Raw genomic sequence first — 26,213 nt, forward strand, 5'->3', positions numbered from 1 at the left:
CTCTCCGGCGACCAGAGGTGGGGCCTGCTGTGGGGACGCTTCAGCCAAAAAACGGGCTTCCCGCTCGTTTTGAAGCCACGAAGCCCCCATGTCTTCAAAGACGCCCATGTCGTAAGCTAGCAAAAAACGCTAACTAACGACATTTTCACTGCTGACCCCACCCCTAGCCGCCGTTACTCACAACATGAGTCGGAGGCCGTCAGGGAGGTAATTCGCAGTGACAACGGTGTTATTTGGCGTTCTGGGCCAAATTACACCGTGGGACGGGGCTGAGACTCGGCGAACTTTCCGAGGCTTAACCCCGTGGGAAAAGACCGCTCTATGGCTTTTCCCGGTCCCCACAGCGGACCACCTCCCTGACGGCCGGAGACGGCAACCAGTTCCGTTTTACTGATTACCGTCTAAATGTTCGGTACCTAGTTGTACTACAGCGTCGCTAACAAATTCGCTAGTGAGCCGCTGCATGGGGGTGAACTCGTGTCGGTCCTTATACGCAACGGGATAAGCCGCAATAACCGCCACCTTCAGACCATTTTCAGTCAGGAAAATTTGGCCAACACCACGATACTTTCCCTTGCTGTGGCGTCCTGTGCGCCAGGAGTGTAATTTAAAATCGCCATCCGGTTCTCGTTTAATTTCATACTGGCCAGAAGCGTTCGCAGCCACTGGCACCCCGACGTACTGATTCACGTCATACTTAGCCTTCATTCAGCCACCTCCGTGAGTGCCGTGACAATTGGCGAAATGGCATCCGCACCAAGAATGGCACTGATTGCTGGCTGAGTCAGTACGGCCTTAACCGCGGCTGGTGTTGTCGCTACACCCACTAACTGCTCGGCAATCTCAGCTAGTTCTGCGGACGTCCCGACTGTGCCAAAGAAGGCCATCGTCCGGAACTTGTCAGCGTGACGGGTAAAGTTCAAGTGTAATTGCCCCGTTGCCAATTCAAGCTTACGATACTCGCGAAAACCAGGGTTAGCCCCATAATTCCAAGCATCAGTATCGTACTTTTCGGCTAATCGTTGATCAATAATTTCCCAGTCATGCGCACTCAAATGGTAAGTCTCAATGTCAGTCAAGTTCTCGACTTCAAAGACGTGACATAGGAGGGCCTCTTTAAATTCTTGAATATCTAGATTTCGGTATTCTGGTGCCAAGTACTGCCGCAGATTCGTAATCGTTACCCGGTTAGAATCCACACCCCGGTGCGGCTTGTCACTCGCTGGCAGCAAGGCCTTGTGCGCGGCATCAACGTTCAAATCATACATAATCGTCCCACCAGCGGCATAACCATCCCCGTTTTTAAACATCGTCATCCCGGAGAATTTCTTGCCGTCAACGACCAGGGCACTCTTATTACTGATTCCTGGATGCTGTACCCCCATCGCCGTCAGTGCTCGTAAGATTGGTTGGGCAAAGACTGTATAGTCACCAAATTTGGACCCATCTTGGGGATCACCGTTGATAATGTGTTCAAAAATCAGATTCCGTTCGTCGTGATAGACTGCGCCACCACCTGACGTCCGCCGCACCAGCTGAACGTCGTGCTTGGCCAAGTACTTAAAATCGACCTCCATCGTGACGGTTTGATTGATGCCCACAATAACGGCTGGCTGGTTGACGTACATCATCAAACCGTGTCCTGGTAATTTCAAATCATTGACCAAGTAATTGTCGATTGACTGATTCACAATGGCATCCGTGACGACCTGTCCTTGGCGATTCGTATCAATTAGAAACATGGGTGACTCTCCCTTCGCTGTGACTAAATTAAGTTCAGTTTAGCATAAGCCCTCAGGCCCAACAACTGATAAACGGTGCCGTGAGCAAGTTGTTGTCAGCGGTTACATCTAAAGCGTATACTAGATTCTAGCAATGACATTAGGGAGGAATACACGATGACTGAACACCCACAATCATTTTGGCAACGACTCATGAACCTGTTCCGTGGAAAGCACGCGGCCAGCACCCCGACCGTAACCGTCAAAGATGGCGTTTGGCTGGAAATGCGGGACCAGGGACACTACCGCTTAGGTCTCACTAGCGACGCTTTAGAGCAGATCGGTGACATTAGCTTTGCCGACCTACCAATCCTCGCAGACGACGTCTTAGCCGCCGGAGATGACATCCTAGAAGTTGAGAGCGACAAGGCTGTCGAAAACTTCAAAACACCCTACGCGGGAACCGTGGTTAAGGTCAATGAGGATCTCGTCACAGATCCCACGGTTATCAACGGCAACAAGCAGGCTGATAACTGGGTCCTAGACTTACAAGTAGCCTAATTATAGAAATATCAGGTTAAACATAAAGCAGGTCCGGAAATGGTTTCCGGACCTGCTTTATGTTTAATAATCTTAGCAGTACCTGTCGCTGTGATCATCCTGATACATGTCGGCTGTACTGAAGAAATTAGCATCCGTATCATAGGATGCAGCTAACGTATTCTGGACATTGATTTCATCGAACGGGTCCCTCCACTTGGCGCCTAACTGCCACGTTCCTAAGGAGACTTCATTGATATCAAAGTTGGTTTGTCCAAGTTTATGATACTTCATTCACTGTTCCTACTTTCTCAAGCCAGTCCAACCAGTGCTTATATCGCCTTTTATGCCGACTTTTATTTTGGCCGTCAACGTTCGCGTGAAACCGGTTGAACAAAATATTTACCATTTCCTCATAAAAGGACTACCATAAAAGTTGAAGCCGGTGGCATATGCCAGTAACACAAACCGCTGACCCCAATTTTTATTTGGAGGTAATTGGTTATGGCTGTTGTAGAAAAGACTGCTTTATTGGATGAAAAGATGAGTGAAGTATTTGACTGGTCCGATGCTTCGTTACCTGTACGGGACGCTTTGTGGGACCACTTCATGGAATCCAATGGTCACAACACCGATGAAACTGAAGCTTCTATGAAGGAAGTCGACGCTAAGTCAGACGCTGAAGTCCGTTCTTACGTCGAAGAAAACCTCAAGAAGTAACCGGCTGTTTCAACCTAAAAAACACCCTGCCATTTATGTGGCGGGGTGTTTTTTTTACGGTTAATTCTTAGATGGTTGTGCTCCAATGCTCCAACGCTCCGGTGTTCCGGGCGGGCGCCTACTGTGGGGACGCTTCAGCCAAAAATCGGGCTTCTCGCTCGTTTTGAAGCCACGCAAACCACGTGTCTTCAAAAGCGCCCGTGCTGTAAACTGGAAGCCCACCAGTTAACACCACCTTCACAGTTGCCGCCCGCCCGGAACACCTCCACTGAGAATCAAACAATATTGAAAGCCACCATATTCCGGCTCTCAAAAGCTCTCAACTACCTGTTTAAAAACAAAAAATGGTCGCCACATAACGTGACAACCAGTCCTTGGATTTAACCGATCAATTTTATAAACCATAATTGCTTTGGTAACTATCATAAAAATTAACTAACCCACAATTAATCCAATCGCAATCATAGCCGCCAGTTGGCCGGGTGAGCGACGGCTGTGTGATTTTCGGGAGGCTTCATGTCGAGGAGCAAGACCGCCCTGTGGCTTGCTCCGGTCCCCACAGCAGGCGTTCACCCGGCCAGCTGGCGGCGGTGAAACGTCTCGTATCAGGGTTTAATGCGGATCATTAGTGATTGACGCGTGGTGTGACGTTGTATGACCGCAGATAACGCCGACCGCTAGTCGGATCAATCACCATCCGAGTCACACTCGTATTAGCGGGCTCAGGGAGCGATGTGGTCGCTGGGGCGTTCATCATCAACAGTGTCGTAGCTTTAATAGTCAGGCCGTGGCTGACCACCAAGATGTGATCATCCGGATGGTCCACGACTTCTTCAGCCAGCCACTGTCCCACTCGCCGTTGAATGGTCAGATAGGATTCGCCGCCAGCTTGGACCAAAACGTCGGGTAAAGCTTCACCGGTGACCGGATCAAACTCAGCTGGCAATTTGTCCTGAAGCTCACGAAAGTTTGCCCCGGTCCATTCACCGTAGTCAGCTTCCATCAGGCGATCATCGAACTGAGGAAACACGCTCAATGTCCGTGTCAAGGCTGCCGTTGTCTGCCGTGTCCGATGGAGCGGACTGCTGACCAGTTGATCGTAGCGTTCACTGCGTAGCCATTGCGCTAACCGTTCCGCTTGCTGTAACCCACCCACGGTCAAGTGAGTCACTCCTGTATCTAACTGTCCCTGCATCAAATGGTCAACGTTTGCTTGCGTTTGACCATGACGCACCCAATCAAAGACTGTCACACAATCACTTCCTTATTGTCGGAAAGGTTCAACCTTCCGACGTCCCTGCTGTAACAAGTATATGGCTAAAATAACCAAAGCTGACCCAACAATTTCAGCAATGCTGACTTTTAAACTTAAGAATATGATCGAAAGAATAAACGTAACCACTGGCTGCGTCGCATCAACAATACTAATGACGTCTGATGGGGCAAACCGCGTACTATAGAGTACCAGTGCAAATGGCAGGATGGTCCCCACGATAATCACGGTACTCATCGACCCCACCAGTTCGGTTGTGATCGGTGGCATGCTGACCCATACAGGATGAACCAAGTTAAATGCCACCCCAGCAACCAGTGTCCCCCACCCCAGAACTGTAATAGGTGAATGGCCATACTGTTTTATCAATGGTCGCGGCAACGTCACATAAAAGGCCGCCGTCAGACCAGAACCAATTCCCCACATCAAGGAGTCAAACGGAATGGATAACCGGGTAACATCTCCCCGTGTAATGGCCAAGAAGACCCCAATCATGGCAACGGCAAACGCCACCAGGTCACTCCGCAGTGGTCGGTCATGCTTGAACAACAAGCTTCCCACCACAATAAAGAGTGGGCTTAAGTATTGTAGAATCGTTGATGCAGCCGAGTTACCAGTTTGAACAGACATGTAAAAAGTCATCAGGTTCGCACCCAGACCTAACAGTCCGTAAGCTAGAAACCAGCCCACCTCACGCAGGCTCCGGAAGATGGTGAACGTTTCCTTACCATAAAAAATCAAACTGATGAGAATCAGCACAATCCCCGCACCTGAAGTTCTCGCTGATAAGAACCAACTAGCGGGAATTGATTGCCCCTGCGAGATGAATTGAAGGACGGTCCCCGAGACCCCCCACATTGCAGAAGCCACGATTGCCCAAAAGATTCCCTTCATCACGTTTTCGGTTGACGCTGTCGAAGTTTTCAAAGCCGAATAATCCTTTCTCTCCCACACCCCAAAATGGTATGTATCATAATCTATTTATTTTACCGAATATCTATTAGAATTCACTGACAAAAATGGTCATGACTAACCATCGTCGTCCTCTTTAATTTTAGCTCAAAAACCTGATTCAGTCCGAAAAATATTTCGATCAAATCTGGCCGGGTGGAAAGTTTCCTTAGAACCCGGCAGGAGCCGCCTTTTAACAGTGTCCTCACGCCACTAAATGCAGCAACTAACCCGATTGTCGAAACTTCTAACCCACTCAATATATCCCAAAATCACAAAATGAGTTTGGGAACTAATCCCAAACTCATTTATTACTTCTAAATTCATTTGACTAAGCTATAACAAGTTTAAGCTTTAACATTCCTAAGCGTGATCAACTTTGCGGGCCCAGAAGTCCCCAATAAGTTGAATGGCAAAGACAATGACTAAGATAATCAACATTGCGCCAACTGTGACGTCACTTTCAAATCGACTGTACCCGACGTTGATGGCCAAATTCCCTAAGCCACCACCACCGATGGCACCGGCCATGGCCGTCAAGTCGATCAGACTGATCAACGTTAGGACGGATGAACGGATAATATCCGGCAGGCCCTCGCGCAAGTATACCCGGAAGATAATGGCAATGGGACCAGAACCAACCGATTCAGCGGCTTCAATCACACCCCGGTCAACTTCCGCCAAGGCATTTTGAATCTGCCGTGCGTAAAATGGTGCAGAACCAATAACCAATGGCACAATTGCTGCGGTGGTCCCGATAGCGGTCCCAACAATCAACCGCGTCAACGGTGCGATGACGGCCAGCAAAATAACAAACGGAATTGACCGACACAGGTTAACCAACTTATCCAAGATATTGTAAACAACGCGGTTTTCCAAGATACCACCGGGTTGGGTCACAATCAGACCAATCCCGATAGCCATCCCAATGATACCGGCAACCACTGCAGTAAAGAACGTCATGTACAGTGTTTCCCACGTTGCTTGAATGAAGTCACCCTTCATTGTGACCGCATTTGGAAAGTATTTTGCTAACATTTAGGCCACCTCCGAATTAGGATCAAGCTGCGTGACGTTGATACCAGCGTCTTCACAGTAAGTCCAGGCTTCATTCAACTGGTCGGGTTCACCAGCCATAACAACGATCAAGTTACCCAATGGCGTATCCTGAAGAATTTCAACATTCCCATACAGGATGTTTGAAACAACTGAATACCGCTTGTACAGTTCCGTAATCAACGGGGCATCCGCAGTTGCGCCAACGTACTGCAGTTGGACCAGGATGTGATGGTCGTCCAAGCCCAGCGTTCCCGCTTGCTTGTAAATCTTTTCCATCGCTTGGTTGATTTGCGTGGCCGTATTAATAAAGTCTTGAGTCAATGGCTTATCTGGCTTACTGAAGATGGTCACCAGGTCACCACGTTCAATAATTTCACCAGCGTCCATGACTGCTACCTTGTTACAGATTTCCTTCACGGCTTCCATTTCATGGGTGATCAGTACCACGGTCAGGCCCAATTCCTTGTTCAACCGTTTCAATAATTCCAAAATGGAAGACGTGGTCTTGGGGTCCAGTGCACTCGTGGCTTCATCACTGATCAGAATCTCAGGGTCGTTGGCTAGGGCCCGCGCAATAGCGACCCGTTGCTTTTGACCACCGGAGAGCTGAGCCGGATAGTCTTCCGCCTTTTCACTCAACCCAACCAGGTCCAGTAAATGGGCAACTTTTTGCTTCCGTTCTGCACGCGATAACTTGCTACCCTTTAGTGGGTAATCAACGTTATCCGCGATGGTCCGGGAGGTCATGAGGTTAAAATGCTGAAAGATCATGCCGATTTTAGTCCGGGCGGTCCGCAATTCCTTGGAACTCAAATCTAGAATATTTTGACCGCTGACTTCGACAGTGCCGGCAGTTGGCCGTTGGAGGCGGTTGATTACCCGCACGAGGGTACTTTTCCCCGCTCCAGAATAGCCGACGACACCGTAGATGTCACCGCGGTTGACCGTCAAGGACACATTTTTCACGGCCGTTACGGTCTGACCCTTATTGTGAAAGGTCACGTCGATATCTTTTAACTGAATAATCGCTTCGTTAGTCACAGACTTCATTCTCCTTACTCGCCAATGCCGGCAAATTTCATTTTGTTTCTATAATATATGACACTTTAATTCATTTAGACTGACTAGCTGTTGCTACTCATGGTTGGAAAATCACAGCACCGTCTACTATAGCAAGTTAGCGGGTACTTTGTCCATAAATACCATTAGCTAATCTGATTCCTAAATTACCAAGCTGGAATGGTCAAACCATGGTAGTACTTCTTCAACAACTTCTTCGTTGCTTCGGTCTGGTAAGCCTTCACGATCTTCTTGTAGGTCTTGTTGTTCTTGTCAGACTTGTTGGTTGCGATGATGTTGATGTAAGGAATCGAAGCTTTGTTGATCTTTTCTTTAAAGATAGTTTCCTTGTTAGGCAGCTTAGCTTCAGCGGCGAATTCGTTGTTGATAACCGCACCGGTTGCATCAGTCAATGAACGTGGCGTTTGAGCAGCGTCAACGGCCGTAATCTTTAACTTCAACTTGTTTTCCGTAATGTTCTTTGGTGTAGGTAATTCAACCTTGCTATCAACCTTGATCAAGCCAGCTGATTGCAGTAAATGTAATGCCCGGCCTTCGTTGGTGGAGTCGTTAGGAATTGTAATTTGGTCACCCTTCTTGATGGCTGAAACGCTCTTAACCTTCTTGGAGTATAACCGTAGTGGTGCCCGAACAGTCTTCCCGATGGAAACGATGTTGCTCTTGTGGGCCTTGTTCCATTGATCCATGAAGTAAGTGTGTTGGAACGAGTTCAAATCAATTTCATGGTTGGTCAACGCAGCGTTAGGCTGGTTGTAATCGGTAAAGGTCACCAATTTGATGTTGATGCCTTGCTTCTTTAATTTAGATTGAATAGGTTTCCAGATTTTTTCGTCGGAACCCATGATCCCAACTTTCACAGTCTTGTTGCTGGAACTGCTAGACTTCCCACAACCGGCAACGATTAACAATGGAATCAATAATAATAGGAGCCAGCTAAAATGTTTAAATGATTTCTTCATACTCAAAATCCCCTTTATTTTTCAATAATTTCTAAATCCTCAAAAGTTAAACGCCACGGTTGCAAACAATGACCAAAAGAAAAAGTCCGCTCCTAAATTAATAGAAACGAACTTGTCGTGGTACCATTCTAATTTAAGTCGGCATATAAAATAATGCTGGCTCCTCATTAACACTCGCTAGCTAACGCCTTAAAGTGCGTGCACGATAATGAGTGCCAGTCATTACCACCTCATCCTAGGGACTCAGTGATACCAATTAATTTCAGGCCATCTTCACCCCGCCGTGGGTTACTCGCTTCCAGCAAATCGCGAGCTCTCTTAGAACCATTGACGAAGGCTACTCTCCTGATCACATTGTTTTCAATCGCTTAATTTAATAGCAAGTCTAATGCAACTTTAATCCGGTGTCAAGAACGAATTTGGATAAATGTTTTTATGTTAACGCCCACAACACGGGTCTTTACCTATATTGACCTGAAAAAATAATATTGTCGACATTATTTTTTCTCATCCAAATTTCACTTAGTCATCGAGAATTTGTTCGCGTAGAATTCCAGCCGCCAGTAAAAACATATGCGTGACGACCGGCCCAACAAAACTGAACCCCCGCTGCTTTAAATCTTTAGCGACCGCCGTCCCAATAGCCGATTGATTAGTCAGTTCATCCCGGGTCACAGCCGGTAACAGGTATGGTGTCCCATCGACGAAAGCCCAGAGATAATCGGCAAAGCTACCAAATTCCTGTTGCACCTGAATAATTGCCCGCGCATTTCGAATGGTCGCCCGAATTTTGCGCCCGTTACTGATCATATCAGTGTCCCGCGCAATGCGTTCACCATCCAGCTCATCTTCAAAACCAGCCACGACTTGCGGATCCATCCCTGCAAACAGCCGACGATACACGGGTAATTTACTAGCCGCGGCCTGCCAGCTCAGACCAACTTGAAAGACGCCAACTGTTAGAAGCTCATACAGGACGTGGTCGTCGTGGGTCGGTGTTCCAAAGTACGCGTGATATTCTTGGGTGCCATTGGTCATCCACTCGTGGCCGTCATTTGGTCCAATTGCCATTGTCTCGTCACCATCCTCTGTTATCATGATACAACAATGAGCGACGGGCAACCATATCACGCCGCTAGATATGGGCTGGCACAGTGCGGACACAAAGCCTTTGGCGCACGAACAAATCATCTTTCACTTTTTAGTCATTACTTGATGTACGCGTACTTATAACTCCACTGCGTTCCCGCCGTGTTATGAATGATTCCCTTGGCAGTATTACGTTGGAGGTAGGCGTAATTCGCCTGGTAGAGCGGTGTGAAACTTTGCGTCTGGTTGAGCATCTTAGCTGCTTTAACCATATCCTGCCAGCGAACCTCCGGCTGACCGGCATCCTGATTCTGTGCCTTATCGATCAGTTGGTCATACTGCTTGTTAGACCACTTGCCATAGTTCAGTGAATTGGAACTGACTGGAATCTGGAGGAAGGAAATTGGATCATTGAAATCGGCACCCCAGTGCGACAGGTAGAGATCAAAGTCGCCACTAGTTGCGCGTGACTGCGCAACAGATGCTGGCACGTTTTGAATCTTCAGATCAAAGCCCTTTAGATTCTTTTCCAAAGCCCCTTTGAGATACTGTGTGACCGTGCTAGCGGCCGCATCGTCATTCCCAGCCATGATGCTCAGGTCGACCTTCTTGATCCCCAATTGTTTCAGTCCTTGGGCCCATTTCTTTCTAGCCAATGTTGGATTGTAAGTGGTGGAATTCTTAACAGTTTGTTGCTTAGCAAAGTCTTCACCCGTCTTGGGATCCTTAGCCAAACCACTGGCTACGAATCCAGTTGGCGTCACGGAACCGTCGCCCAAGACCTTCTTCGTCAGTTGGCTGCGATTGATAGACAGTGCAATGGCCTGCCGAATGTTTTGATTATTCATGATTCGGCGTTTTTCTTTATTGGCATCTTGGAAGTTATACTTCAAGTGGATCACGATGGAGTAAGGATATTCTTTAAATGCCTTGTCATTCTTATAGTTTTTAACTTGTTCATTGGTTAGGTTAGCAAAATCGAGCTTGTTATTTTGATACAGACTCAACCCAGTCTGCGGGTTGGTCACAACCTGATACTTGATTTTTTGCAGCTTAACCACGTTCTTATCCCAGTACTGATTGTTTTTCACAAATGACCAGGTATTCCCAGTCCCACTCCAGTTAGTAATCTTGAAGGGACCGCTGTAGACCATGTATTCTGATTTGGTTGCATATTTCTTACCGTATTTGTCGATAACCTTTTGGTTTTGAGGGGCAAATAGGGGATACGCCATCAAAATTTTAAAGTAGGCAATCGGTCGATCCAACTTAACGACCACCGTCTGCTGATTCTTGGCGTGAATCCCAATCGTACTAGGATCGGCCTTCCCCGCAATGATCTTATCCCCATTTTTGATGCCGGAGAACATGTTGGTGTAGGAAGACTTAGTGGCTGGTGTTAACGTCCGCCGCCAAGAATAAACGAAATCTTGGGCAGTAATTTTGTCACCATTACTCCACTTAGCATTGTCACGAATGTGAAAGGTCCAAGTCTTTTGGTCCTTGGACTCCTGAACTTTATCCGCCAAGCCTGGTGCTACTTGACCATTTTTTCCTAATCGATAAAAGCCTTCAAACACGTTCCCAGTTTGGCCATAACCGGTGGCCTTGGCTAAATCAATTGTATCAAGCTGTGCGGTGGCGGGTAGCCGCAACTCTTGGGTGGGCTTCGCTGAGGAAGCTGATTGGCCACAAGCTGCTAACCCCAGGCTTAAAGCCATTACAGCTGCGACGAGTCCGAATCCGGTCCATTTTCTCATAAAATCATTGCTCCCTTGTCCTCAAATTTAGTGGTGTGCAATCCCTAAATCCAATTTTTATGCATAAAAAGCGGGTTACCCTTCACCCGTATCGTGAAAGGTAACCCGCTACACTGACAACCTGAGTCGTCGTTATGTATTGCTACGGTTTAGCCGGAAGTCCACGATATGAGCAACGCAAAAAGCACACGTTACATTCGCAACATGCGGCTAAAACCGTTTGAACTTGGTTGGCGTTGTTAATCATCATCGTGGTCTCCCCTCCTTATTTTTAGTAATTAAACGGATTGCACAAGACTAAAGTTACCCCATCGCCAGCCGTTTGTCAAAGAAAAAAACCGACTCACTAACATCTCCTCTAGGAAAACGGTATACTGGAATTAAGTTTGACTAGTAGAAAGGATTTGAACGTATGGACATCGAACGAACGCTTGCTGCACTGACGTTACCAGAGAAGGCCGCTTTGGTTTCTGGAAAGAATAACTGGTACACGGCCGCTGTAAAGCGACTGGGCATTCCTGCCTTGATGATGACGGATGGTCCGTCGGGGCTCCGGAAACAAAATCCTGGTTCCGAAGCTGACTTCACGGACTCAATTCAAGCAATTGCCTTTCCCACGGCGGCGCTCAGCGCTAGTTCGTGGAATGAATCTCTCTTGCAGAAGATGGGAGAACATTTAGGAGAGGAAGCACGTGCTGAACAAGTGAGCCTGTTATTAGGCCCCGGCATCAACCTCAAACGCTCCCCTCTAGGTGGTCGTAACTTTGAATACTTCTCAGAAGATCCACTAGTCGCCGGTAAATTAGGTAGCGCCTACGTTAAGGGTGTTCAATCCCAACATGTCGGTGTGGCCGTTAAACATTTTGCCGCAAACAACCGGGAAAATCAACGGTTTACAGCTTCCAGCGATATGTCGGAACGAACGTTACGTGAGCTTTATTTACGGACATTTGAAATTGTCGTCAAGGCGGCACTGCCCGCTACCGTTATGACTTCTTATAACAAAATAAATGGTGTTCTCAATTCTCAAAACCAACGACTCTTACGGAGTATTCTGCGGGACGAATGGGGCTTTCATGGTGCCGTGATGTCTGATTGGGGAGCAGTCGCCGATCACCCACAAGCCTTGCGCGCAGGACTGGACTTGGAAATGCCTGGTAAGGGCCAGGCTTCCGTGGATGAAATCATTCGCGCGATTGATACCGGTGAACTAGACGAAGGAACGTTAAACAAATCCGTCCGTCATTTACTCCATATCATTGATAATTGGTCACCAGCTGAAAAACCAAGTACTTACGACCATGAAGCGCATCACAACTTCGCCCGGACCGTTGCCGATGATAGTATCGTTTTGCTCAAGAATCACGCAAATGAATTACCTTTGACACCTGGTCACGAAGGTAAACTTGTCGTAATCGGCGAGTTGGCTGAGAAACCACGCTATCAGGGTTCTGGTAGCTCACATGTTAACCCAACCAACTTGGTAACGCCGTTAGCAGCGTTGCAAAATAGTGACCTTAAAGCTGACTACTATCCTGGGTATCGTTTGGATCAAAGCGAAACTGATGATACTTTAGCACAGACGGCGCTCAACGCAGCCAAAAACGCAGACCACGTCATTGTTTTCGCGGGTTATCCGGAAAGCGCTGAATCAGAGGGCTTTGATAAAAATTCACTGATGCTGCCTGAAAACCAAGGTGACCTAGTGGGTCAACTGGCTAAGCTCAACCCCCACACAACGGTGATTCTTCAAAATGGGTCTGCAGTAGAAATGCCTTGGGTCCACAGCACGGCTGCAGTCGTTGAAACGTACCTAGCCGGTGAATCAGTCGGTGAATCTACCTGGGATATCATTACCGGTGCGGTAAATCCTTCCGGTCACTTGACGGAAACTTTCCCCCGGCGCTTAACTGATACGCCGATGGCACCAACCTTTGGTCAAGATCCTCATCATGAATACTACACAGAAGGTATCTTCATGGGCTACCGTTATTACGATACACATGAAATGCACGTTCTCTTCCCATTTGGTCATGGACTAAGTTACACTAACTTTGAATACTCTAAGTTAGTCATTGACCAAAACGAACATGGCGCCACCGTCACCTTTGGGATCACCAACACGGGTGACCGGATTGGCCAGGCTGTGCCACAACTTTACGTTGCCAATCATTCCACGCACAAACCGATGCCTACCAAAGAGTTGCGGGCCTTCACCAAGCTGAGCATTGACCCCCACGAAACGAAGTTAGTCACGTTCAAATTAAATCGTCGTGACTTTAGTTGGTGGTGTGAATCCAAGCAACGCTGGGAAGCTGATACCGGTGACTACGAAATTATGATTGGTGAATCTTCCCGTGACATCCGGCTTCAAACGAAGTTGACCATGGACTTCAAAAATTCACCAGCACCAATCACCACTGAAACTTATTTTGCCCAAGTCGTTCAGGAACCACGATTACGCGACCTCTTCCAACGCATCGTTTTGGATTCAGAACAGGATCGCACGAATAACTTCCTAACAATTAAGGATGACGCTGGTAATCTGGTCTTGATGCAAAACCAGATGTTCCTTAACATGCCGCTCCGTGCAGCCGTTGCATTAGGCGTTCCAGCAAACTTAATTTCTAGTTTCATTGCCGCTGCAAACGACCATTAGAACAGAAAAGTCACCATTCCCAATTGAGAATGGTGACTTTTTTATTGCATCGATAATACCATATCAAGATGTGGAATACCTGTATCCAAATAGACGTCACTGACTGGTTCAAACCCAAATGACGCATAAAATTCCTGCAGGTAAGCCTGCGCTTGAATCACAATCTGTTGGGCTCGGAGATAATTCTGCTGGGCAGTCGCAATTGCTGCTGCTACCAGCCTTCGGCCAATTCCCTGCTTACGGGCAAATGGCGCAACCACCACGCGACCAATTCGGACCTGGCTCCCCTCGTCCATAATTCGGGCGTAGGCGCTCAGCCGCTGTGCTTCATCAAACCGCACCAAATGCTGGGCGGTTAGATCCAAGTCGTCTACTTCTTGGTACGCACATGCTTGCTCCACCACAAAAACGGTGACCCGCAACTGATAAATCTGAAAAAGCTCGTTCGTCGTGAGCTGATTAAAGTTCTTCGCTACAAACTCTGTCATCGGTTCACCTAGTTCAAGTGACTGACGTGTGGTGTGTGATCTAACGGGTATTCAACTGGCGTATCCCAATCGTTCAACATCTCATCCGTTAACACAACCCGTTGTAGTTCCTGATTATCATACGGTTCCATGTAAAAGGCCCGTTCGTCCAAGCTCATGTATCCACGGTACTGCGTGTAATCGCTCTTCCCATCTGCTTTTAGCTTAACACCCTTAGGAATCGTGACCGTGTCCAACAAATGTTGCAGTAAGTTCAACGTCGAAGGAATATCCGCCGTAGGAATACTGTAATGCTTATTATAAACTGTCCGAACAAACCGTGATGGCGACGTGTAGTCCCCTGGTAACCCTAAGGCCCCAGTTCCTGGCCCTTGCGTCTTCAAAGGCAGTCCTAAATAATCATGCAAAGGACGTTCCTCAGCTTGCATTGTCCCGTACGTACTTAAATTCTGTAAGTGCCAGCTCAATTGTGGTGCATTGGCCATGACACCGACTGGATCATCAATCAGATGTAAGTCCTCGCTTGTCGCCTCTAACACAGCTGTATCACCAGTAGGATCACTGAAAATATAGTGTAACGGTGTCGTTAATCCCAAGAGTGCAACTGGCACATCTAAAATTTGAATTGTTTTGACTAAGTCACGTAACTCAGCAACACTTTTAGCATTGCCCAAAACCCAAGCTGTCACATCGTGCGGTGCTAAGCCCAGCTTTCCCGCCTTAGCCGTTTCTTCGTATTGCGCATATTGTGGGAAGTAAAGTGCTGCCGCACCAAGACCAAACTCATTAACACCATCCACAACGATATAGTGGCTCAAATTACGCCCAGCCCCCACAAAACCGTACTTGGTGGTGAATTCACCGGCATCACCTTGAAATGTTTGGTGACGCGGCATAAAGATTGGTTGGCCACCTAGTTCAAAGGCAAAGTCCATGGTGCGGGCCAGAAAATGGTCCCCCCGACTATTTTCAAAGGTCAAGCTAGTACACATCAAAACCATCCCGTTTCTAATTTAGTTATCAGTTATTTTAAACCATCAGCGGAGAATGTGCACGCAAAATCGTTAATTATATAACTATTTTTCTGTTTGATGGAATATCTCATAACTCCCCATGAAACGTTTGTCTTACCAACATTCCCAGCCAGTGATAATTCCCCAGCAAAGGTAGCTCAGCTTCTAAAGCGCCATTGAAAAAAGTACCTTTTTGACGGAATCTCGTGGTTTACAGGTGTTTATTCGAAATGAATCGACTATCCTAAGGCTGAAAGGTTCTTCGCCAATCCAAATAATTTGGTAACGCTCGTCGTCTTCTCACGGATGGTTACCCAAACACATTAGAAGCTTTTCAAAATTTGACAATTACCAACTACCGACACATCCTTGTAGGTAAAATCAACTACCCCATCAACTTCTCTTGTTCATCCCTCATTTTCCGGAAGTGGCTTTGAATCGACGTTGAGCTTTTCTGATTTAAGTCGTCAACCAAACGTTGACGACTTTTTTAATCTGCTACGTGGTAATGAATCGTGCTCTCACCATTTCCGGTGGCGACAACCTGCAATTGATTAGGAACTTGATCTCGTAATTCGCTAACGTGACTAATGATGCCAATCATCCGATGTTTACCTTCAATAGTTTCCAACGAATCTAACGCCACCATCAAAGCCTCCTCATCTAGTGACCCGAAACCTTCATCAATAAAGAGTGCATCAACATCCACACTTCCAGTCGTTTGTTGAATGACCTCACCCAATGCTAATGCCAGTGCCAAAGATGCAATGAAACTCTCACCACCAGAAAGTGTGTGCACGCTACGTTGCTCACCAACATGATCATCATAAACGTTGATTTCAAGACCAGAACGTTTCTTAGAACTAGCTTGCGTCGAATCGATAATAAACTGGTATCGCCCGTTAGTCAGCTGACGCAACCGATGATTTCCAACAGACAGAATCTGCCGCAAATACGTTTGCAAAACGTATCTTTCCAGACCTAACTTACTATTCGGACCATCCCCATTTACCACACCGGCAAGTTCTGCAAGTTCCTGAGTCGTTTTTAATTCATCGGCTTGACGCGCTACTTGCTTTTGAATCTGTTGCGCTAACCCAGCGTTATGTTCTTGCTGATTAAGTAGTTGTCGATGTTGATCCTGCAATTCGTCTGCATGATTATTGGCGCTATGCAACGCCTGCTGAGTTGCAACTTGATCCGGCTCTGGTCGGTCTTTAACTCGCCCTTGTAAATCGTGAACTGTCGTTGTCAACTTTTCCTTTGCCGTTTCAAAACTTCGTAACTTCAGCCTTTTGGCTGGTAATTCAGCCACCAATGGTATTTGTTCAACGACTCTTTGTTCAGTAACCTGACTATCTTGCTTCTGCCGTTGCGCAATAACTGCAGCTACTTCAGCCGTGGCTTGCTCCAACCGCAGGGTTTCCTGAGCAACCTCTTGTTTAGCCGTCGCTAACCTCGTTTGACCGACAGCGAGTGCCTGCTTGGCAGTCTGAACTTGCTCTTCCATCTCTGCCAGCGTTGCTTGATGCTGTTGCAACTGAGCTTGTAATTGCTTATTTTGCTCTTTGAAGGTTACTAACGTTGGTGCATCTGCTGGCAGTTGCTTTTGCTCCGTGGTCAGCTCGATTGTGACTTTCTCCAACTGGCTCTGGTGTTTCCTCAATTCAAGTTGGGCCTGCTGCAACGTCTCTTGACCAGCTGTAGCCTCTCGGACTAATACCTCTAGCTGTTCCTGTGCTTGCTTGATTTGAGCTAATTGGGCTTGAATCTGCGTGCGGGCCTTTTCTTGTGTCGCTTGGCGTTCCACTAGCAGATCAGCTAATTGGGAAATAGGCGTTACCGAAACTTCCATAGCCTGACATAACTCAGTGATTGCCTGCTGCTGTTCCCCGGTAAGACTAACAATCTGTTTTTCCTGTGAAGCCAGTTCCGCCCGTAAATGTGCTGCCTGATTTTCTTGCTTGTCAGCTGCGGCTTGCAATGCTTGGACTTCTGTCTCAGCCACCTCAGTCACGGTCGTCACCCCTGGATGAGGATGCTCAACTGAACCACAGACAGGACAAGGTGTTCCCGGCGTGAGTTTGGCACTTAGAACGGCAATCTGACTCCGTAAAAATTCTTGATACTTATCCTGAGCCAAATTACGTCGTTGCGCAGCCTCAACCATTGCCTTTTCTGCTTGATCCTGCAAGTTATCTCGCTTGGTACTTAGTTGCTTAAGCTGACGATCGGTCTGTTGTATTTGATGCAATTGTCGTTGCCAGGCATCCAATTGGGCTTCTTTCTGGGTCAAGCGTTTATCTGACTCATAGACTTGTGCCTGCCGATTCACAATTTCTTCTTGTGTATCTTGTGACTTTTGGTTCTGCTGAACTAATTTTTGGGCATCAGTTTCCGTCTGCCGAGCATTGGCAACCAGTGTCTGCAGCTGCGTCACCTGTTCCGTCAAATCGCTAACCCGTTGATAAACTGGCAAAATCTTTTCCTGCTGAGCAATTGCCGTCGTCTCAGTGGTGATTTTTTCCTGTAAGTCTTGGCTGGCCGCTAAGGTATCTTGAGCTGTCTCAAAGGTTTTAGTCGCGGCCTTCACTTGTTTTTCCGATGAATTTTGCGAATCCTTGCGAGTATGCAACGCTTGTTGCGCACTGGTCTTCTCCGCTAATTGTGATTGCACAGTTTGAACCCATTCAAGGTCTGCAATTAGAGCCGTTAATTGAGCCATAGCCGGAGCTTGCTCTTGTAACGTTGTCAGTGCCAGCGTCTGTTCTCGCAGCTGTACGCGATCTTTCAACAGTTGCTTTTCTTGTTCATCCTGTCGTAGTAACTGGTTAACCTGCGTTTTCGTTTCAGCCAACTCTGTGACAATCTTTTGATCAGCCGCTTGCATTGCTTGTTGCTGTGTTGTCATTAAGTCAATGACCTCAGCTGTCTGGTGCTTCTCAACCAGCTCAGCTGCGCGATTTTGTTTATCAGGCTGCCATTTAAGTTCTGACTGTAAACGCTCAAGTTCCTGGGCTGACGCTCGATTAGCCGTTTGATTCTGTTTCAGCTTTAGCTTAAGTTGATCCGTCCATCGAGAAAAAATTTCAGTATGAAAGAGCTGTTCGAGAACGGTTGCTTTGTCCTCACTCGGCGCGATTAAAAAACGACGAAATTGTCCCTGCGGCAGTAAGACAATCTGAGCAAACTGGTCACCATCCATCTGTAACAAATCCTGTAGAAAATCACGAACTGGTGTCGCTTTCGTTATCTGATTGACCTCTTCCGTCCCCCGATATACCGTCAGAGTGACACTGGCCTTAGCTTCAGTCAGGCCCTCTCCCCGTTGCTTTTTTAGGAGCTGCTGTGGTTCACGAACCAATTCATACGTTTTGTCCCGATGAGTAAACGTAAACGTCACTCGGGTCCTATCTTCTGGTGTTGCGAAGTCCGAGCGCATGGACTTCGCTTCCCGATCAACGCCAGATGTCTGGTCAAATAGGGCATAACACATCCCATCAAAGATGGTCGTCTTACCGCTCCCCGTCTTGCCACTAATCAAAAATAACGGCGTTGTAGAAAATTTAGTGAAATCAACCATCTCATCACGATATGGACCAAAGTATTGTAGATGTAAACTCACTGGGCTCATTCTTTATCCTCCTTTTCAGCTGCTTGTAGGGTCTCCTTCGCCCATTTTTGTTGCGTCGCTTGCATCGGATGTTGTGTTACTTGTTCAAAAAACTCAGTCATCAGTTGTAGTGGATCACGTTGTACTTGCTGAATATCCAACTCATCTGGTGTAACCGTCAGCTGATTGATGCGTTGTAACTCAATCACTCTGGGAAAACGGGTCTTTAAGCGTTGCATCACATTCGGAATTGGCGTCGTGTCCGTCAGCTCAATCGCAATAAAATCTTCTGATTGGACGTCATAATCCTGTTCCGGATTCATTAAATGCTCGAAACTATCCGTTAATACGACTAAATCATGCCAGGGTTTTAGTGGTTTAAAGATCACCGTAACCGGCGTCGTATCCGTGTCGACAATCCAAACACCTTTAGTATCTTCAGACTCACTAGTCGAAAACTTTAAGGGGGAGCCACTATATTTCACCGTTGGTTCATTTTGCAGGGCTTCTTTTCGATGCAAATGACCCAGGGCAACGTAATCAAATGGTGCCAGTAAATCTACTGGTACGGCGTTTAACCCTCCCACCTGGACGGCCGTTTCAGAATCACTATGCTGACTACCGGCTGCAAAAAAATGCGCAACCAGGACATGATGGTATCCCGACTGAAACTTCTCCTGCATAGCTGCTACTAAACGTTCCATTGCTTGATTGACTGTTTTAATTTGATCATCTTGAAAAAATTGACGAGCCTGAAAGGGTTCAAAATACGGTAGCAAAAAGAACTGTGTGTCACCAATCGTTATTGGCTCAAGAGCGCTCGCCAAAGTTGTCCGCAAATAAAATTCTGTACTCGTAAACCATTGCTGCCCATAACCCAAACGTACACCAGAATCATGATTTCCGCTGATGGCCAACAAAGGAAATTTTTCTTGTCGATTAAGGTCAACTAACATGTCATCTAACGTCGCGACTGCCGCTTCGCTCGGCAAGGCTCGGTCATAGAGGTCCCCAGCAACAACGACGGCATCTACTTTTTCAGCCTTAGCAATCGCCTTGATTTGTTGATAGGCGTCACGTTGTTCTGGTAATAAATCGTAGCCGTTTAATTTCTTTCCAATATGCCAATCTGCTGTATGTAAAAACCGCATGTCTGGTCCTCCCCTTACTGATTCTCCGGTGCCCAGTCACAACTGAGCAAATGATCATTAACTAAGCCTGCTGCTTGTAAAAATGAATACACCGTCGTTGGCCCCACAAATTTAAACCCCAGCTTTTTCATCTCTCTTGAAATTTGTTGGGCCAGATCCGTCGTTGCGGGCATGTCTGCAGTGGTAGTTACAGCATGACGAATCGGCTGGCCACCCACGAACTGCCATAACCAACTTGAAAAATCGACCGGTGCCGACCACTCGTGAATCACGCGCGCATTGTTGACCGTAGCTTCTAGCTTGCGGCGATTTCGGATGATCCGTGAATCAGTCATCAGCTGATCAACGTCCGCTGACGTCATTGCCGCCACCTGTTCAATTTTGAATTCATGAAAATCTTGTTGGAAGGCAGCGCGTTTATTAATCACCGTTTGCCAACTCAGCCCTGCCTGATAAGTTTCCAAACATAACAGCTCAAATAGCTTCTGCTGATTGTGTTCTGGCCGACACCATTCCTCATCATGATACTGTTGCATTGCAGGCGAAGAATTCGCCCAGTCACATCGTTTAGCCATTTTAAATCCTCCAGTTTCTCTTCTAAAACTACTATACCAGATTGCCTCAGTACAGCCAAACAAACGTTCTATTTATTAATATTTGGAAGCGCAATCATGCCTATTAGACAACGATAATAGCGTGAATAATTTTTCGGATTCTATCACTTGACCAGGTGATTGGAAAAGCCTATGCTATTGTAAATGTTGAATGTTTTGGGGAATTAAGGGAGGTTAACATCATGCGCAGATTACACCATCTAAAGGTCCGTTCACTTCTCATGGTAGCAGGCGCTACCTTGTTAGTGACCCCCGTTGTCAGTAGCAGTGCAATCACAGCGGAAGCCGCAAGTGTCACACCATCGACAACCACGCTCAAGAAAAGTTCGAGTTACTACCGCAAACATGCGAAGACTCTAGGCAAGAAATACAAATTAGCGTTTGATGCGCAAACCGCTCTTAAAAAGAACGGTAAAGCTGTGGTTTATGTCAATACCAAGGACAAGAACCTTAAGCAAAGCGTCAAAGTCGCCATGAACTATTGGAATAAGCAACTGGGCAAAAAGGAATTCACCCAGGGCACCAAAAAGTCCCATACGTTCACATTCTCAGTCTCTAAAACCAAGCCTAGCAAGAGTGATTCGAGTGACGCTTGGTGGACTCCCGGTAAGAAGCAGTTGCAGATTCGGCAATCCTACTATACTGCTGAAAAACAGGAAATTGGTTCAGCAATGACGGAACAACTGAACGATTCCTTCTACAAACAATACAAGAGCACTATTGAGGCTAAAGCCAAGGCTAACCTTGTTGCGAAGGGCGTCTCGACTAGCGACAAAAACTACTCAACGTTGTTCGATCAAGAAGCTGGAAACGTTGAGACATCCCTGCCAGCTTATTCTACCTTGGTCAAGGACGTGAAGGCGGTTGAAAATAGCTATGCTAATACTGGCCGGATGTACGCCTACGCTAGCATCATTGCTCACGAAATGGGCCACGTCATGGGCCTAAACCATTCGCCGAATACCAAAGATCTCATGTACTACGAAAGTGGCAACAGCAATGTTTACAGCTACAAAAAAGTTAAGGCTGGCTTATCCAAATACACACCGGTTACCAAGACTGACAAAGCCCGGGCAAAACTAGCTTTGAAAATTTACACAGCTGTACACTGATTAACTACGTCAAAAGATTGCGACCGAATTTTTGGTCACGGTCTTTTTTGTTTGCAATCGAACTGTAACTAATTGTAAATTTCTAGTAACCTGTTCGCTTGGGTTACCGTGTACAATGGACTCAAATACTGAGGAGGACATCATTCATGCAAATTAGTTTACGTAAATTAGGGGCCGGTTTAGCTGCCTTTGCTGCTGTTGTCGCTGTTGGGGTTAGTTTAAACACGACCACTGCGAACGCCGCTGGCAAAAAAGTTGCTGATATTTCGCAATACCAAGGGAATATCAACTGGAAGAAGGCGTCCAAGGACTTAAAGTACGCCATTATTCGGGTGCAACACGGTAGTAAGGGTGACACTGGTTACATGGTTGACAGTAAGCGAAATGTCAACGCCAAAGGCGCATACAAGTATGGTGTTCCATTTGGCCAATACATGTTTGCCGAATTTACCAGCGTGAAGGATGCCCAACAAGAAGCCAAGGACTTCTACAAGCGGAGTAACTCCCACACGAAGTTCTACGCTTTGGATGAAGAAAAGCGGATGCCTGGTGCCAAGAGTAAGGAACAAACTTACGTTAACGCTTGGTTAAAGACTATGCGTAGTTTAACTGACAAGCCACTGATCATGTACTCTGGTGAATGGTACGCTAACTCTAACAACTTGAACTTCTCCAAATTCGATGGGACTTGGATTGCCAAGTACAGTTCTACCAAGCCTAAAGTTTCTGGTACTTCCGTTGACTTATGGCAACACACGAGTTCAGGTAAAGTTTCCGGTATCAGCGGGAACGTTGACTTGAACAAGGTTTTAGACAATGCCGCTGTTAAGAGTTGGTTCGCAGGTAACACGACTCACTCAAAGACGAGCTACTACAGCTCAGCTAGTGGTGTCACGGGTATCAAGACCAAGAAGGCCGTTTACGAATACTCTTCCACCCTCTTTACCAAGAGTCACCGCGGTACCAAAGTGGCTGCTGGTAAAAAGTTAGCCGTTAAGGCAGTTGTTAAGAACAACAAGAATGCTTACCGTTTCCAATTAACGAATGGTAAGTACGTCACTGCCAACCAAGCATACGTTTCAACTTACTAAACTTGTATATAAAAGGCGTCTGACCGCTGTCAGACGCCTTTTTTGCGTTCAGATGATTCACTTATTCCAAACCAGTAACCACTTGAAGGGTCGCGGAGTAGTAGTTCTTCCGTGGAATCTTTTTAGATAGTTGCTTAGCCGTTTTATTCTTTAAGGCCGTCTTTTTCATTGTCTTGGCGGCAAAGTGAACGGGGGCAACAAATGCCGCGTTGCTGTAATTGTTCACTGCCCGACCACCCAAGGTATAGACTGCTTGCACCTGCTTTTTTTGATTAAAAAACCGCAATTGTTTAGTCAACGCATTTTTAGTCACCTTATCATGCTTCAGCTTATAGGTTTGGGCAAGTCGCCAAGGAACCCGGCAAGCATTATAGCCAACTTGATTATCCGTTCCGGACTCAATGCTATACGGCGTAACAGCCTTTAATTTAAGACTCTTACCCGTAGCCAAAATGAAATCTGGGAACAAACCGGTCTTATGACGAGCGCTTAGCTTCTTAACAGCTATTTGGCTACGACTAGCTACCTTAGTCCAGGTGCTATCTTTCATGTATTTAGCAAATGTCTTAAAGTACCCGGTCGTCAAATCTGAGGGCCGCAACTTACTCCGATCATAGCTGCTAGTCGCCCAATTACCCATGGTTGGCAAATAGGTGGTTGGGTTGAGTTCCTTTTGCTTAATCGCGGTCAACAATTTCTTAGCCGCCTGCTTATAATTGATCTGCTTACTCCCCCACTTTTTGTCCGCTAAGATTAGGGCGTACGCAATGTCTAAATCACCATCCGTCGCACTATTCTTCTGCGACCCTTGACTGGTCATCTTTCCGGACCGTTTAGTCTGCTGCCACTGCATCAAAGGCAGTTTATTGGAGACTCGGTGCGCACGATAGTACTTGTACATCTGATTAAAGGTCGTCCGCGTATTAGCCCCTTTCTTCGCTGCTAAAACCGTGGCTAACATACCGTATCCTTGGCCTTCAGATAGAGCCGTGGTACTGCCCGGACCATCATTGGACTTCACATATTTTTGCGTTTTACCACCTACGTATATTTTCTTCCACTGGTTGTACTGTGTGACTGCCTGACTGGTTTTCGCCTGAGCAGGTAGCGGCTGTCCCAGTGCAAGCCCCAAAGCGCAACCACTTAACAGAACAACCCCCAACGTTTTAAGTAACCATCGTTGTTTTCGCATCCATTTCAGCTTCCTTTCCTCAACCACATTTCCTTTAAATTATAGCGTTTTCAGAGATAGTTTGTCGTGACAAATGAACCATTATTTGACGATTGACCCCATCAAAAAAGTCGCCCCATTGAATTGAGACGACTCACTGATTAATCTGTAAAGATTTCTTTCGCAATATTGAAAGCAGACCAAGCCTTAGGCCAACCAACATAGAATGAAAGGTGCGTAATGACTTCAGCAATCTCGTCTTTGGTGATGCCGTTACCCTTGCCAATCTTTAAACGCGCTGGTAATTGTTCAAAATTCCCGGCAGAAATCAACGCTGAAATCGTAATCAGACTTCGTTGGTGAGCTGACAATTTGTCCTCTCGTGACCACACTTGTCCGAATAGAACATCATCATTTAATTCTGCAAATTTCGGAGCAAAATCGCCCAAGTTATCGCGTCCTGCAGTTTGTTTTTTAGCCATTTAACAGACCTCCTAGTCTAAAGCATCGTAAGTCTTATCATCAACTGGTTCTAACCATTCTGGCGTACCGGCCGTGATCGCGATGTGACTAAACCAGCTATCCTTCGTCGCACCATGCCAATGCTTAACGCCATCCTTGGTAACCACGACGTCGCCCGCTTTTAAGTGGCGTGCTGGTTGACCAGCTTCTTGATACCAGCCTTCGCCACCGGTAACCAACAGGATTTGGAAACCATCATGATGGATGTGCCAGTTATTCCGACAACCAGGTTCAAAGGTAACGTTCCCAACACCAACGTTCACGTCTGGATCGTTAACTAACCCTTGTAAATAGCTCTGACCTACGAAAAAGTCTTGATAAGCAACGTTTTTGTCGCCAGCTGGAAAAATTACACCATTTTTGATATCTTCATTTTTTGCCATTTTAAAGTGTCCTTTCTAATCCTGAAATCTCTGTAAATAGTCATGGAAACTTTCTGAATCATCAATTGTATGAGCTGTCTTGCCATCATACCAGTCGATTTTATGTCCCAAGACCTTTAGATGCATCTGTTGTTCCGCAATCTCAGCTTCGGCGTTGTCCTTGACTCGTTGTAACAGTTGACGCCGTTCAGCAATCGTTGTATCGCCTTCCGCACGCAACTTGACGTACCGTTTTAAATCATTGAGCTGCATCCCCGTTCCTTTTAAATGTAGGATAAATCCCACCCAACGGATGTCTTCTGCAACGTAGTAACGCACACCATTGTCATCGCGCTGTGACAGAATCAAGCCTTGATCCTCGTAGTAGCGTAACGTATAAGCAGATAAACCCACTAACTTTGAAAACTCGCCAATTCGATAACGTTTGTCAGCCAACTTCAACACCTCCGTTAATTGCTTACAAGACTTAGTAAACACCTTAGAGTGTACTCTAAGGCAAGCGAAAATAACAAAAAAGGTCGATAAATTTTATCGACCCCCTAATCTAATCAATTTTAAATTGGGCAATTGCCAACGCCATTGTTTGTTCAAAACGTTGATTGACCTTACGCTGAGAAAGATTCAGGAATCCCCCGATTTCCTGCATAATGAATCCAAACAACACTGACCGGTACAATGTTGATTCGACCAGTCCCGTATCTCCAGCTTCATCAAGGTGTAGGCTCCGAAACATTTGTTGGTACAGGTCGACCAACGCCTTGTGTGTCCGCGTCAATTGATGTAAATCATTCGGATTCATGAGCAAAGGGGCCAGGTGTTGTTGCTGATTACAGCTTTGCCGAAATTCTTGAGCAAAAACCATCAGTGCTTCCTTACCTGAAACACCGACCAAGCGACGCATCAATCGATCTTCAATTTCCTTAACAAACTGTAACCCAACTTGATCCAACAAATCATTCAAGCTCTCAACGTAGTTATAGAGCGATTGTGGCCGTACCTCCAATGCCGCCGCCAATGCCCGAATGGTTAAATGGTCGACCCCTTCTTCAGCAATCATCAAATTAGCCCGATCGATCACCTTTTCATGCGATAAAGTCCGTCGTTTCACCATAGTGTGTACCCCTCTCCAGCCTCTTTTCGCTATTATACATTGAAACGGTTTCAAAATAAACTGATGTATGTAATTTATTTTCTTTAAATATCAGTATATAATATGCATTAATTAATGAGGGCCAGTGTGCTCC

Annotated in this window: 25 protein-coding genes; 5 read left to right on the plus strand and 20 right to left on the minus strand. The window is 46.5% G+C overall.

The features are described 5' to 3' along the window. Positions 1-387: 387 nt before the first annotated feature. Positions 388-708 (minus strand): DUF7671 family protein, encoded by a 321-nt coding sequence (locus EKM87_RS04250; RefSeq protein WP_125682182.1) that lies wholly within the window; start codon positions 706-708, stop codon positions 388-390. Beyond that, on the minus strand, positions 705-1,742 hold the full coding sequence (locus EKM87_RS04255) for a lipoyl protein ligase domain-containing protein (RefSeq protein ID WP_125682183.1): 1,038 nt from the start codon (positions 1,740-1,742) through the stop codon (positions 705-707). Before EKM87_RS04255 ends, EKM87_RS04250 begins: the two co-directional genes overlap by 4 nt. Positions 1,743-1,898: 156 nt before the next feature. On the opposite strand from EKM87_RS04255, the gene EKM87_RS04260 reads away from it, so the two are divergent. Beyond that, positions 1,899-2,282, plus strand: a complete 384-nt coding sequence (locus EKM87_RS04260) for a glycine cleavage system protein H (RefSeq protein WP_125682185.1) — start codon at positions 1,899-1,901, stop codon at positions 2,280-2,282. A gap of 72 nt (positions 2,283-2,354) precedes the next feature. On the opposite strand, the gene EKM87_RS04265 is transcribed toward EKM87_RS04260, so the two are convergent. Continuing rightward, positions 2,355-2,555, minus strand: a complete 201-nt coding sequence (locus tag EKM87_RS04265; protein ID WP_125682187.1) for an aldo/keto reductase — start codon at positions 2,553-2,555, stop codon at positions 2,355-2,357. Positions 2,556-2,765: 210 nt separating this feature from the next. Between EKM87_RS04265 and EKM87_RS04270 the strand changes: the two genes are divergently transcribed. Further along, on the plus strand, positions 2,766-2,981 hold the full coding sequence (locus tag EKM87_RS04270) for a P8 family protein (RefSeq protein ID WP_125682189.1): 216 nt from the start codon (positions 2,766-2,768) through the stop codon (positions 2,979-2,981). Between the two features lie 625 nt (positions 2,982-3,606). On the opposite strand, the gene EKM87_RS04275 is transcribed toward EKM87_RS04270, so the two are convergent. From EKM87_RS04275 to EKM87_RS04305, 7 genes are all read right to left on the minus strand, one after another. Then, on the minus strand, positions 3,607-4,233 hold the full coding sequence (locus EKM87_RS04275; RefSeq protein WP_125682191.1) for a histidine phosphatase family protein: 627 nt from the start codon (positions 4,231-4,233) through the stop codon (positions 3,607-3,609). A gap of 12 nt (positions 4,234-4,245) precedes the next feature. Then, positions 4,246-5,148 (minus strand): DMT family transporter, encoded by a 903-nt coding sequence (locus tag EKM87_RS04280; protein ID WP_125682292.1) that lies wholly within the window; start codon positions 5,146-5,148, stop codon positions 4,246-4,248. 420 nt (positions 5,149-5,568) lie between these two features. After that, complete coding sequence (locus tag EKM87_RS04285; RefSeq protein ID WP_125682193.1) at positions 5,569-6,243, minus strand: methionine ABC transporter permease; 675 nt, start codon at positions 6,241-6,243, stop codon at positions 5,569-5,571. After that, entirely contained in the window at positions 6,244-7,290 is a 1,047-nt protein-coding gene (locus EKM87_RS04290; protein ID WP_225428394.1) for a methionine ABC transporter ATP-binding protein, read from the minus strand. Positions 7,291-7,490: 200 nt separating this feature from the next. After that, a complete protein-coding gene (locus tag EKM87_RS04295; RefSeq protein ID WP_125682197.1) occupies positions 7,491-8,303 on the minus strand; it encodes a MetQ/NlpA family ABC transporter substrate-binding protein in 813 nt (270 codons plus the stop codon). A gap of 522 nt (positions 8,304-8,825) precedes the next feature. Next, complete coding sequence (locus tag EKM87_RS04300; protein WP_125682199.1) at positions 8,826-9,374, minus strand: DNA-3-methyladenine glycosylase I; 549 nt, start codon at positions 9,372-9,374, stop codon at positions 8,826-8,828. 137 nt (positions 9,375-9,511) lie between these two features. Further along, positions 9,512-11,152 (minus strand): peptide ABC transporter substrate-binding protein, encoded by a 1,641-nt coding sequence (locus EKM87_RS04305; RefSeq protein WP_125682201.1) that lies wholly within the window; start codon positions 11,150-11,152, stop codon positions 9,512-9,514. Positions 11,153-11,564: 412 nt separating this feature from the next. Between EKM87_RS04305 and EKM87_RS04310 the strand changes: the two genes are divergently transcribed. After that, a complete protein-coding gene (locus EKM87_RS04310; protein WP_125682203.1) occupies positions 11,565-13,811 on the plus strand; it encodes a glycoside hydrolase family 3 C-terminal domain-containing protein in 2,247 nt (748 codons plus the stop codon). Positions 13,812-13,852: 41 nt separating this feature from the next. Here EKM87_RS04310 and EKM87_RS04315 read toward each other — a convergent pair whose 3' ends face one another. From EKM87_RS04315 to EKM87_RS04335, 5 genes are all read right to left on the minus strand, one after another. After that, on the minus strand, positions 13,853-14,299 hold the full coding sequence (locus tag EKM87_RS04315; RefSeq protein WP_125682205.1) for a GNAT family N-acetyltransferase: 447 nt from the start codon (positions 14,297-14,299) through the stop codon (positions 13,853-13,855). A gap of 8 nt (positions 14,300-14,307) precedes the next feature. Then, complete coding sequence (locus EKM87_RS04320) at positions 14,308-15,291, minus strand: choloylglycine hydrolase family protein (protein WP_125682207.1); 984 nt, start codon at positions 15,289-15,291, stop codon at positions 14,308-14,310. 511 nt (positions 15,292-15,802) lie between these two features. Further along, complete coding sequence (locus EKM87_RS04325; protein WP_125682209.1) at positions 15,803-18,946, minus strand: AAA family ATPase; 3,144 nt, start codon at positions 18,944-18,946, stop codon at positions 15,803-15,805. Then, positions 18,943-20,076: an exonuclease SbcCD subunit D gene (locus EKM87_RS04330; protein WP_125682211.1), complete on the minus strand. Its 1,134-nt coding sequence runs from the start codon at positions 20,074-20,076 to the stop codon at positions 18,943-18,945. Before EKM87_RS04330 ends, EKM87_RS04325 begins: the two co-directional genes overlap by 4 nt. Positions 20,077-20,090: 14 nt before the next feature. Then, positions 20,091-20,651, minus strand: coding sequence for a DNA-3-methyladenine glycosylase I (locus tag EKM87_RS04335; protein ID WP_125682213.1), 561 nt, complete (start codon positions 20,649-20,651; stop codon positions 20,091-20,093). Between the two features lie 221 nt (positions 20,652-20,872). Between EKM87_RS04335 and EKM87_RS04340 the strand changes: the two genes are divergently transcribed. Both EKM87_RS04340 and EKM87_RS04345 read left to right on the plus strand, forming a co-directional pair. Beyond that, on the plus strand, positions 20,873-21,802 hold the full coding sequence (locus tag EKM87_RS04340) for a matrixin family metalloprotease (protein ID WP_125682215.1): 930 nt from the start codon (positions 20,873-20,875) through the stop codon (positions 21,800-21,802). A 146-nt stretch (positions 21,803-21,948) separates the two neighbouring features. Beyond that, a complete protein-coding gene (locus tag EKM87_RS04345; protein ID WP_125682217.1) occupies positions 21,949-22,893 on the plus strand; it encodes a GH25 family lysozyme in 945 nt (314 codons plus the stop codon). Positions 22,894-22,954: 61 nt separating this feature from the next. On the opposite strand, the gene EKM87_RS04350 is transcribed toward EKM87_RS04345, so the two are convergent. From EKM87_RS04350 to EKM87_RS04370, 5 genes are all read right to left on the minus strand, one after another. Next, positions 22,955-24,085, minus strand: coding sequence for a glycosyl hydrolase family 8 (locus tag EKM87_RS04350; RefSeq protein WP_125682219.1), 1,131 nt, complete (start codon positions 24,083-24,085; stop codon positions 22,955-22,957). A 140-nt stretch (positions 24,086-24,225) separates the two neighbouring features. Then, positions 24,226-24,546 carry a carboxymuconolactone decarboxylase family protein gene (locus EKM87_RS04355; RefSeq protein ID WP_125682221.1) on the minus strand — a complete coding sequence of 107 codons (321 nt, stop codon included), beginning with the start codon at positions 24,544-24,546 and terminating at the stop codon, positions 24,226-24,228. A gap of 12 nt (positions 24,547-24,558) precedes the next feature. After that, positions 24,559-24,969: a cupin domain-containing protein gene (locus EKM87_RS04360; protein ID WP_125682223.1), complete on the minus strand. Its 411-nt coding sequence runs from the start codon at positions 24,967-24,969 to the stop codon at positions 24,559-24,561. A gap of 15 nt (positions 24,970-24,984) precedes the next feature. Further along, a complete protein-coding gene (locus EKM87_RS04365) occupies positions 24,985-25,404 on the minus strand; it encodes a MerR family transcriptional regulator (protein WP_125682225.1) in 420 nt (139 codons plus the stop codon). A 109-nt stretch (positions 25,405-25,513) separates the two neighbouring features. Continuing rightward, positions 25,514-26,080 carry a TetR/AcrR family transcriptional regulator gene (locus tag EKM87_RS04370; RefSeq protein WP_125682227.1) on the minus strand — a complete coding sequence of 189 codons (567 nt, stop codon included), beginning with the start codon at positions 26,078-26,080 and terminating at the stop codon, positions 25,514-25,516. Positions 26,081-26,213: the final 133 nt, after the last annotated feature.

The organism is Levilactobacillus yonginensis (assembly GCF_003946265.1).
In the GTDB taxonomy this organism is placed as follows: domain Bacteria; phylum Bacillota; class Bacilli; order Lactobacillales; family Lactobacillaceae; genus Levilactobacillus; species Levilactobacillus yonginensis.

Coding starts and splice junctions, on each gene's coding strand:
- EKM87_RS04345 (WP_125682217.1), top strand. CDS start 21,949: ATGCAAATTAGTTTACGTAAATTAGGGGCCGGTTTAGCTGCCTTTGCT.
- EKM87_RS04280 (WP_125682292.1), bottom strand. CDS start 5,148: ATGAAGGGAATCTTTTGGGCAATCGTGGCTTCTGCAATGTGGGGGGTC.
- EKM87_RS04260 (WP_125682185.1), top strand. CDS start 1,899: ATGACTGAACACCCACAATCATTTTGGCAACGACTCATGAACCTGTTC.
- EKM87_RS04305 (WP_125682201.1), bottom strand. CDS start 11,152: ATGAGAAAATGGACCGGATTCGGACTCGTCGCAGCTGTAATGGCTTTA.
- EKM87_RS04320 (WP_125682207.1), bottom strand. CDS start 15,291: ATGTGTACTAGCTTGACCTTTGAAAATAGTCGGGGGGACCATTTTCTG.
- EKM87_RS04255 (WP_125682183.1), bottom strand. CDS start 1,742: ATGTTTCTAATTGATACGAATCGCCAAGGACAGGTCGTCACGGATGCC.
- EKM87_RS04295 (WP_125682197.1), bottom strand. CDS start 8,303: ATGAAGAAATCATTTAAACATTTTAGCTGGCTCCTATTATTATTGATT.
- EKM87_RS04250 (WP_125682182.1), bottom strand. CDS start 708: ATGAAGGCTAAGTATGACGTGAATCAGTACGTCGGGGTGCCAGTGGCT.
- EKM87_RS04370 (WP_125682227.1), bottom strand. CDS start 26,080: ATGGTGAAACGACGGACTTTATCGCATGAAAAGGTGATCGATCGGGCT.
- EKM87_RS04265 (WP_125682187.1), bottom strand. CDS start 2,555: ATGAAGTATCATAAACTTGGACAAACCAACTTTGATATCAATGAAGTC.
- EKM87_RS04300 (WP_125682199.1), bottom strand. CDS start 9,374: ATGGCAATTGGACCAAATGACGGCCACGAGTGGATGACCAATGGCACC.
- EKM87_RS04340 (WP_125682215.1), top strand. CDS start 20,873: ATGCGCAGATTACACCATCTAAAGGTCCGTTCACTTCTCATGGTAGCA.
- EKM87_RS04350 (WP_125682219.1), bottom strand. CDS start 24,085: ATGCGAAAACAACGATGGTTACTTAAAACGTTGGGGGTTGTTCTGTTA.
- EKM87_RS04315 (WP_125682205.1), bottom strand. CDS start 14,299: ATGACAGAGTTTGTAGCGAAGAACTTTAATCAGCTCACGACGAACGAG.
- EKM87_RS04330 (WP_125682211.1), bottom strand. CDS start 20,076: ATGCGGTTTTTACATACAGCAGATTGGCATATTGGAAAGAAATTAAAC.
- EKM87_RS04335 (WP_125682213.1), bottom strand. CDS start 20,651: ATGGCTAAACGATGTGACTGGGCGAATTCTTCGCCTGCAATGCAACAG.
- EKM87_RS04355 (WP_125682221.1), bottom strand. CDS start 24,546: ATGGCTAAAAAACAAACTGCAGGACGCGATAACTTGGGCGATTTTGCT.
- EKM87_RS04325 (WP_125682209.1), bottom strand. CDS start 18,946: ATGAGCCCAGTGAGTTTACATCTACAATACTTTGGTCCATATCGTGAT.
- EKM87_RS04285 (WP_125682193.1), bottom strand. CDS start 6,243: ATGTTAGCAAAATACTTTCCAAATGCGGTCACAATGAAGGGTGACTTC.
- EKM87_RS04270 (WP_125682189.1), top strand. CDS start 2,766: ATGGCTGTTGTAGAAAAGACTGCTTTATTGGATGAAAAGATGAGTGAA.
- EKM87_RS04360 (WP_125682223.1), bottom strand. CDS start 24,969: ATGGCAAAAAATGAAGATATCAAAAATGGTGTAATTTTTCCAGCTGGC.
- EKM87_RS04310 (WP_125682203.1), top strand. CDS start 11,565: ATGGACATCGAACGAACGCTTGCTGCACTGACGTTACCAGAGAAGGCC.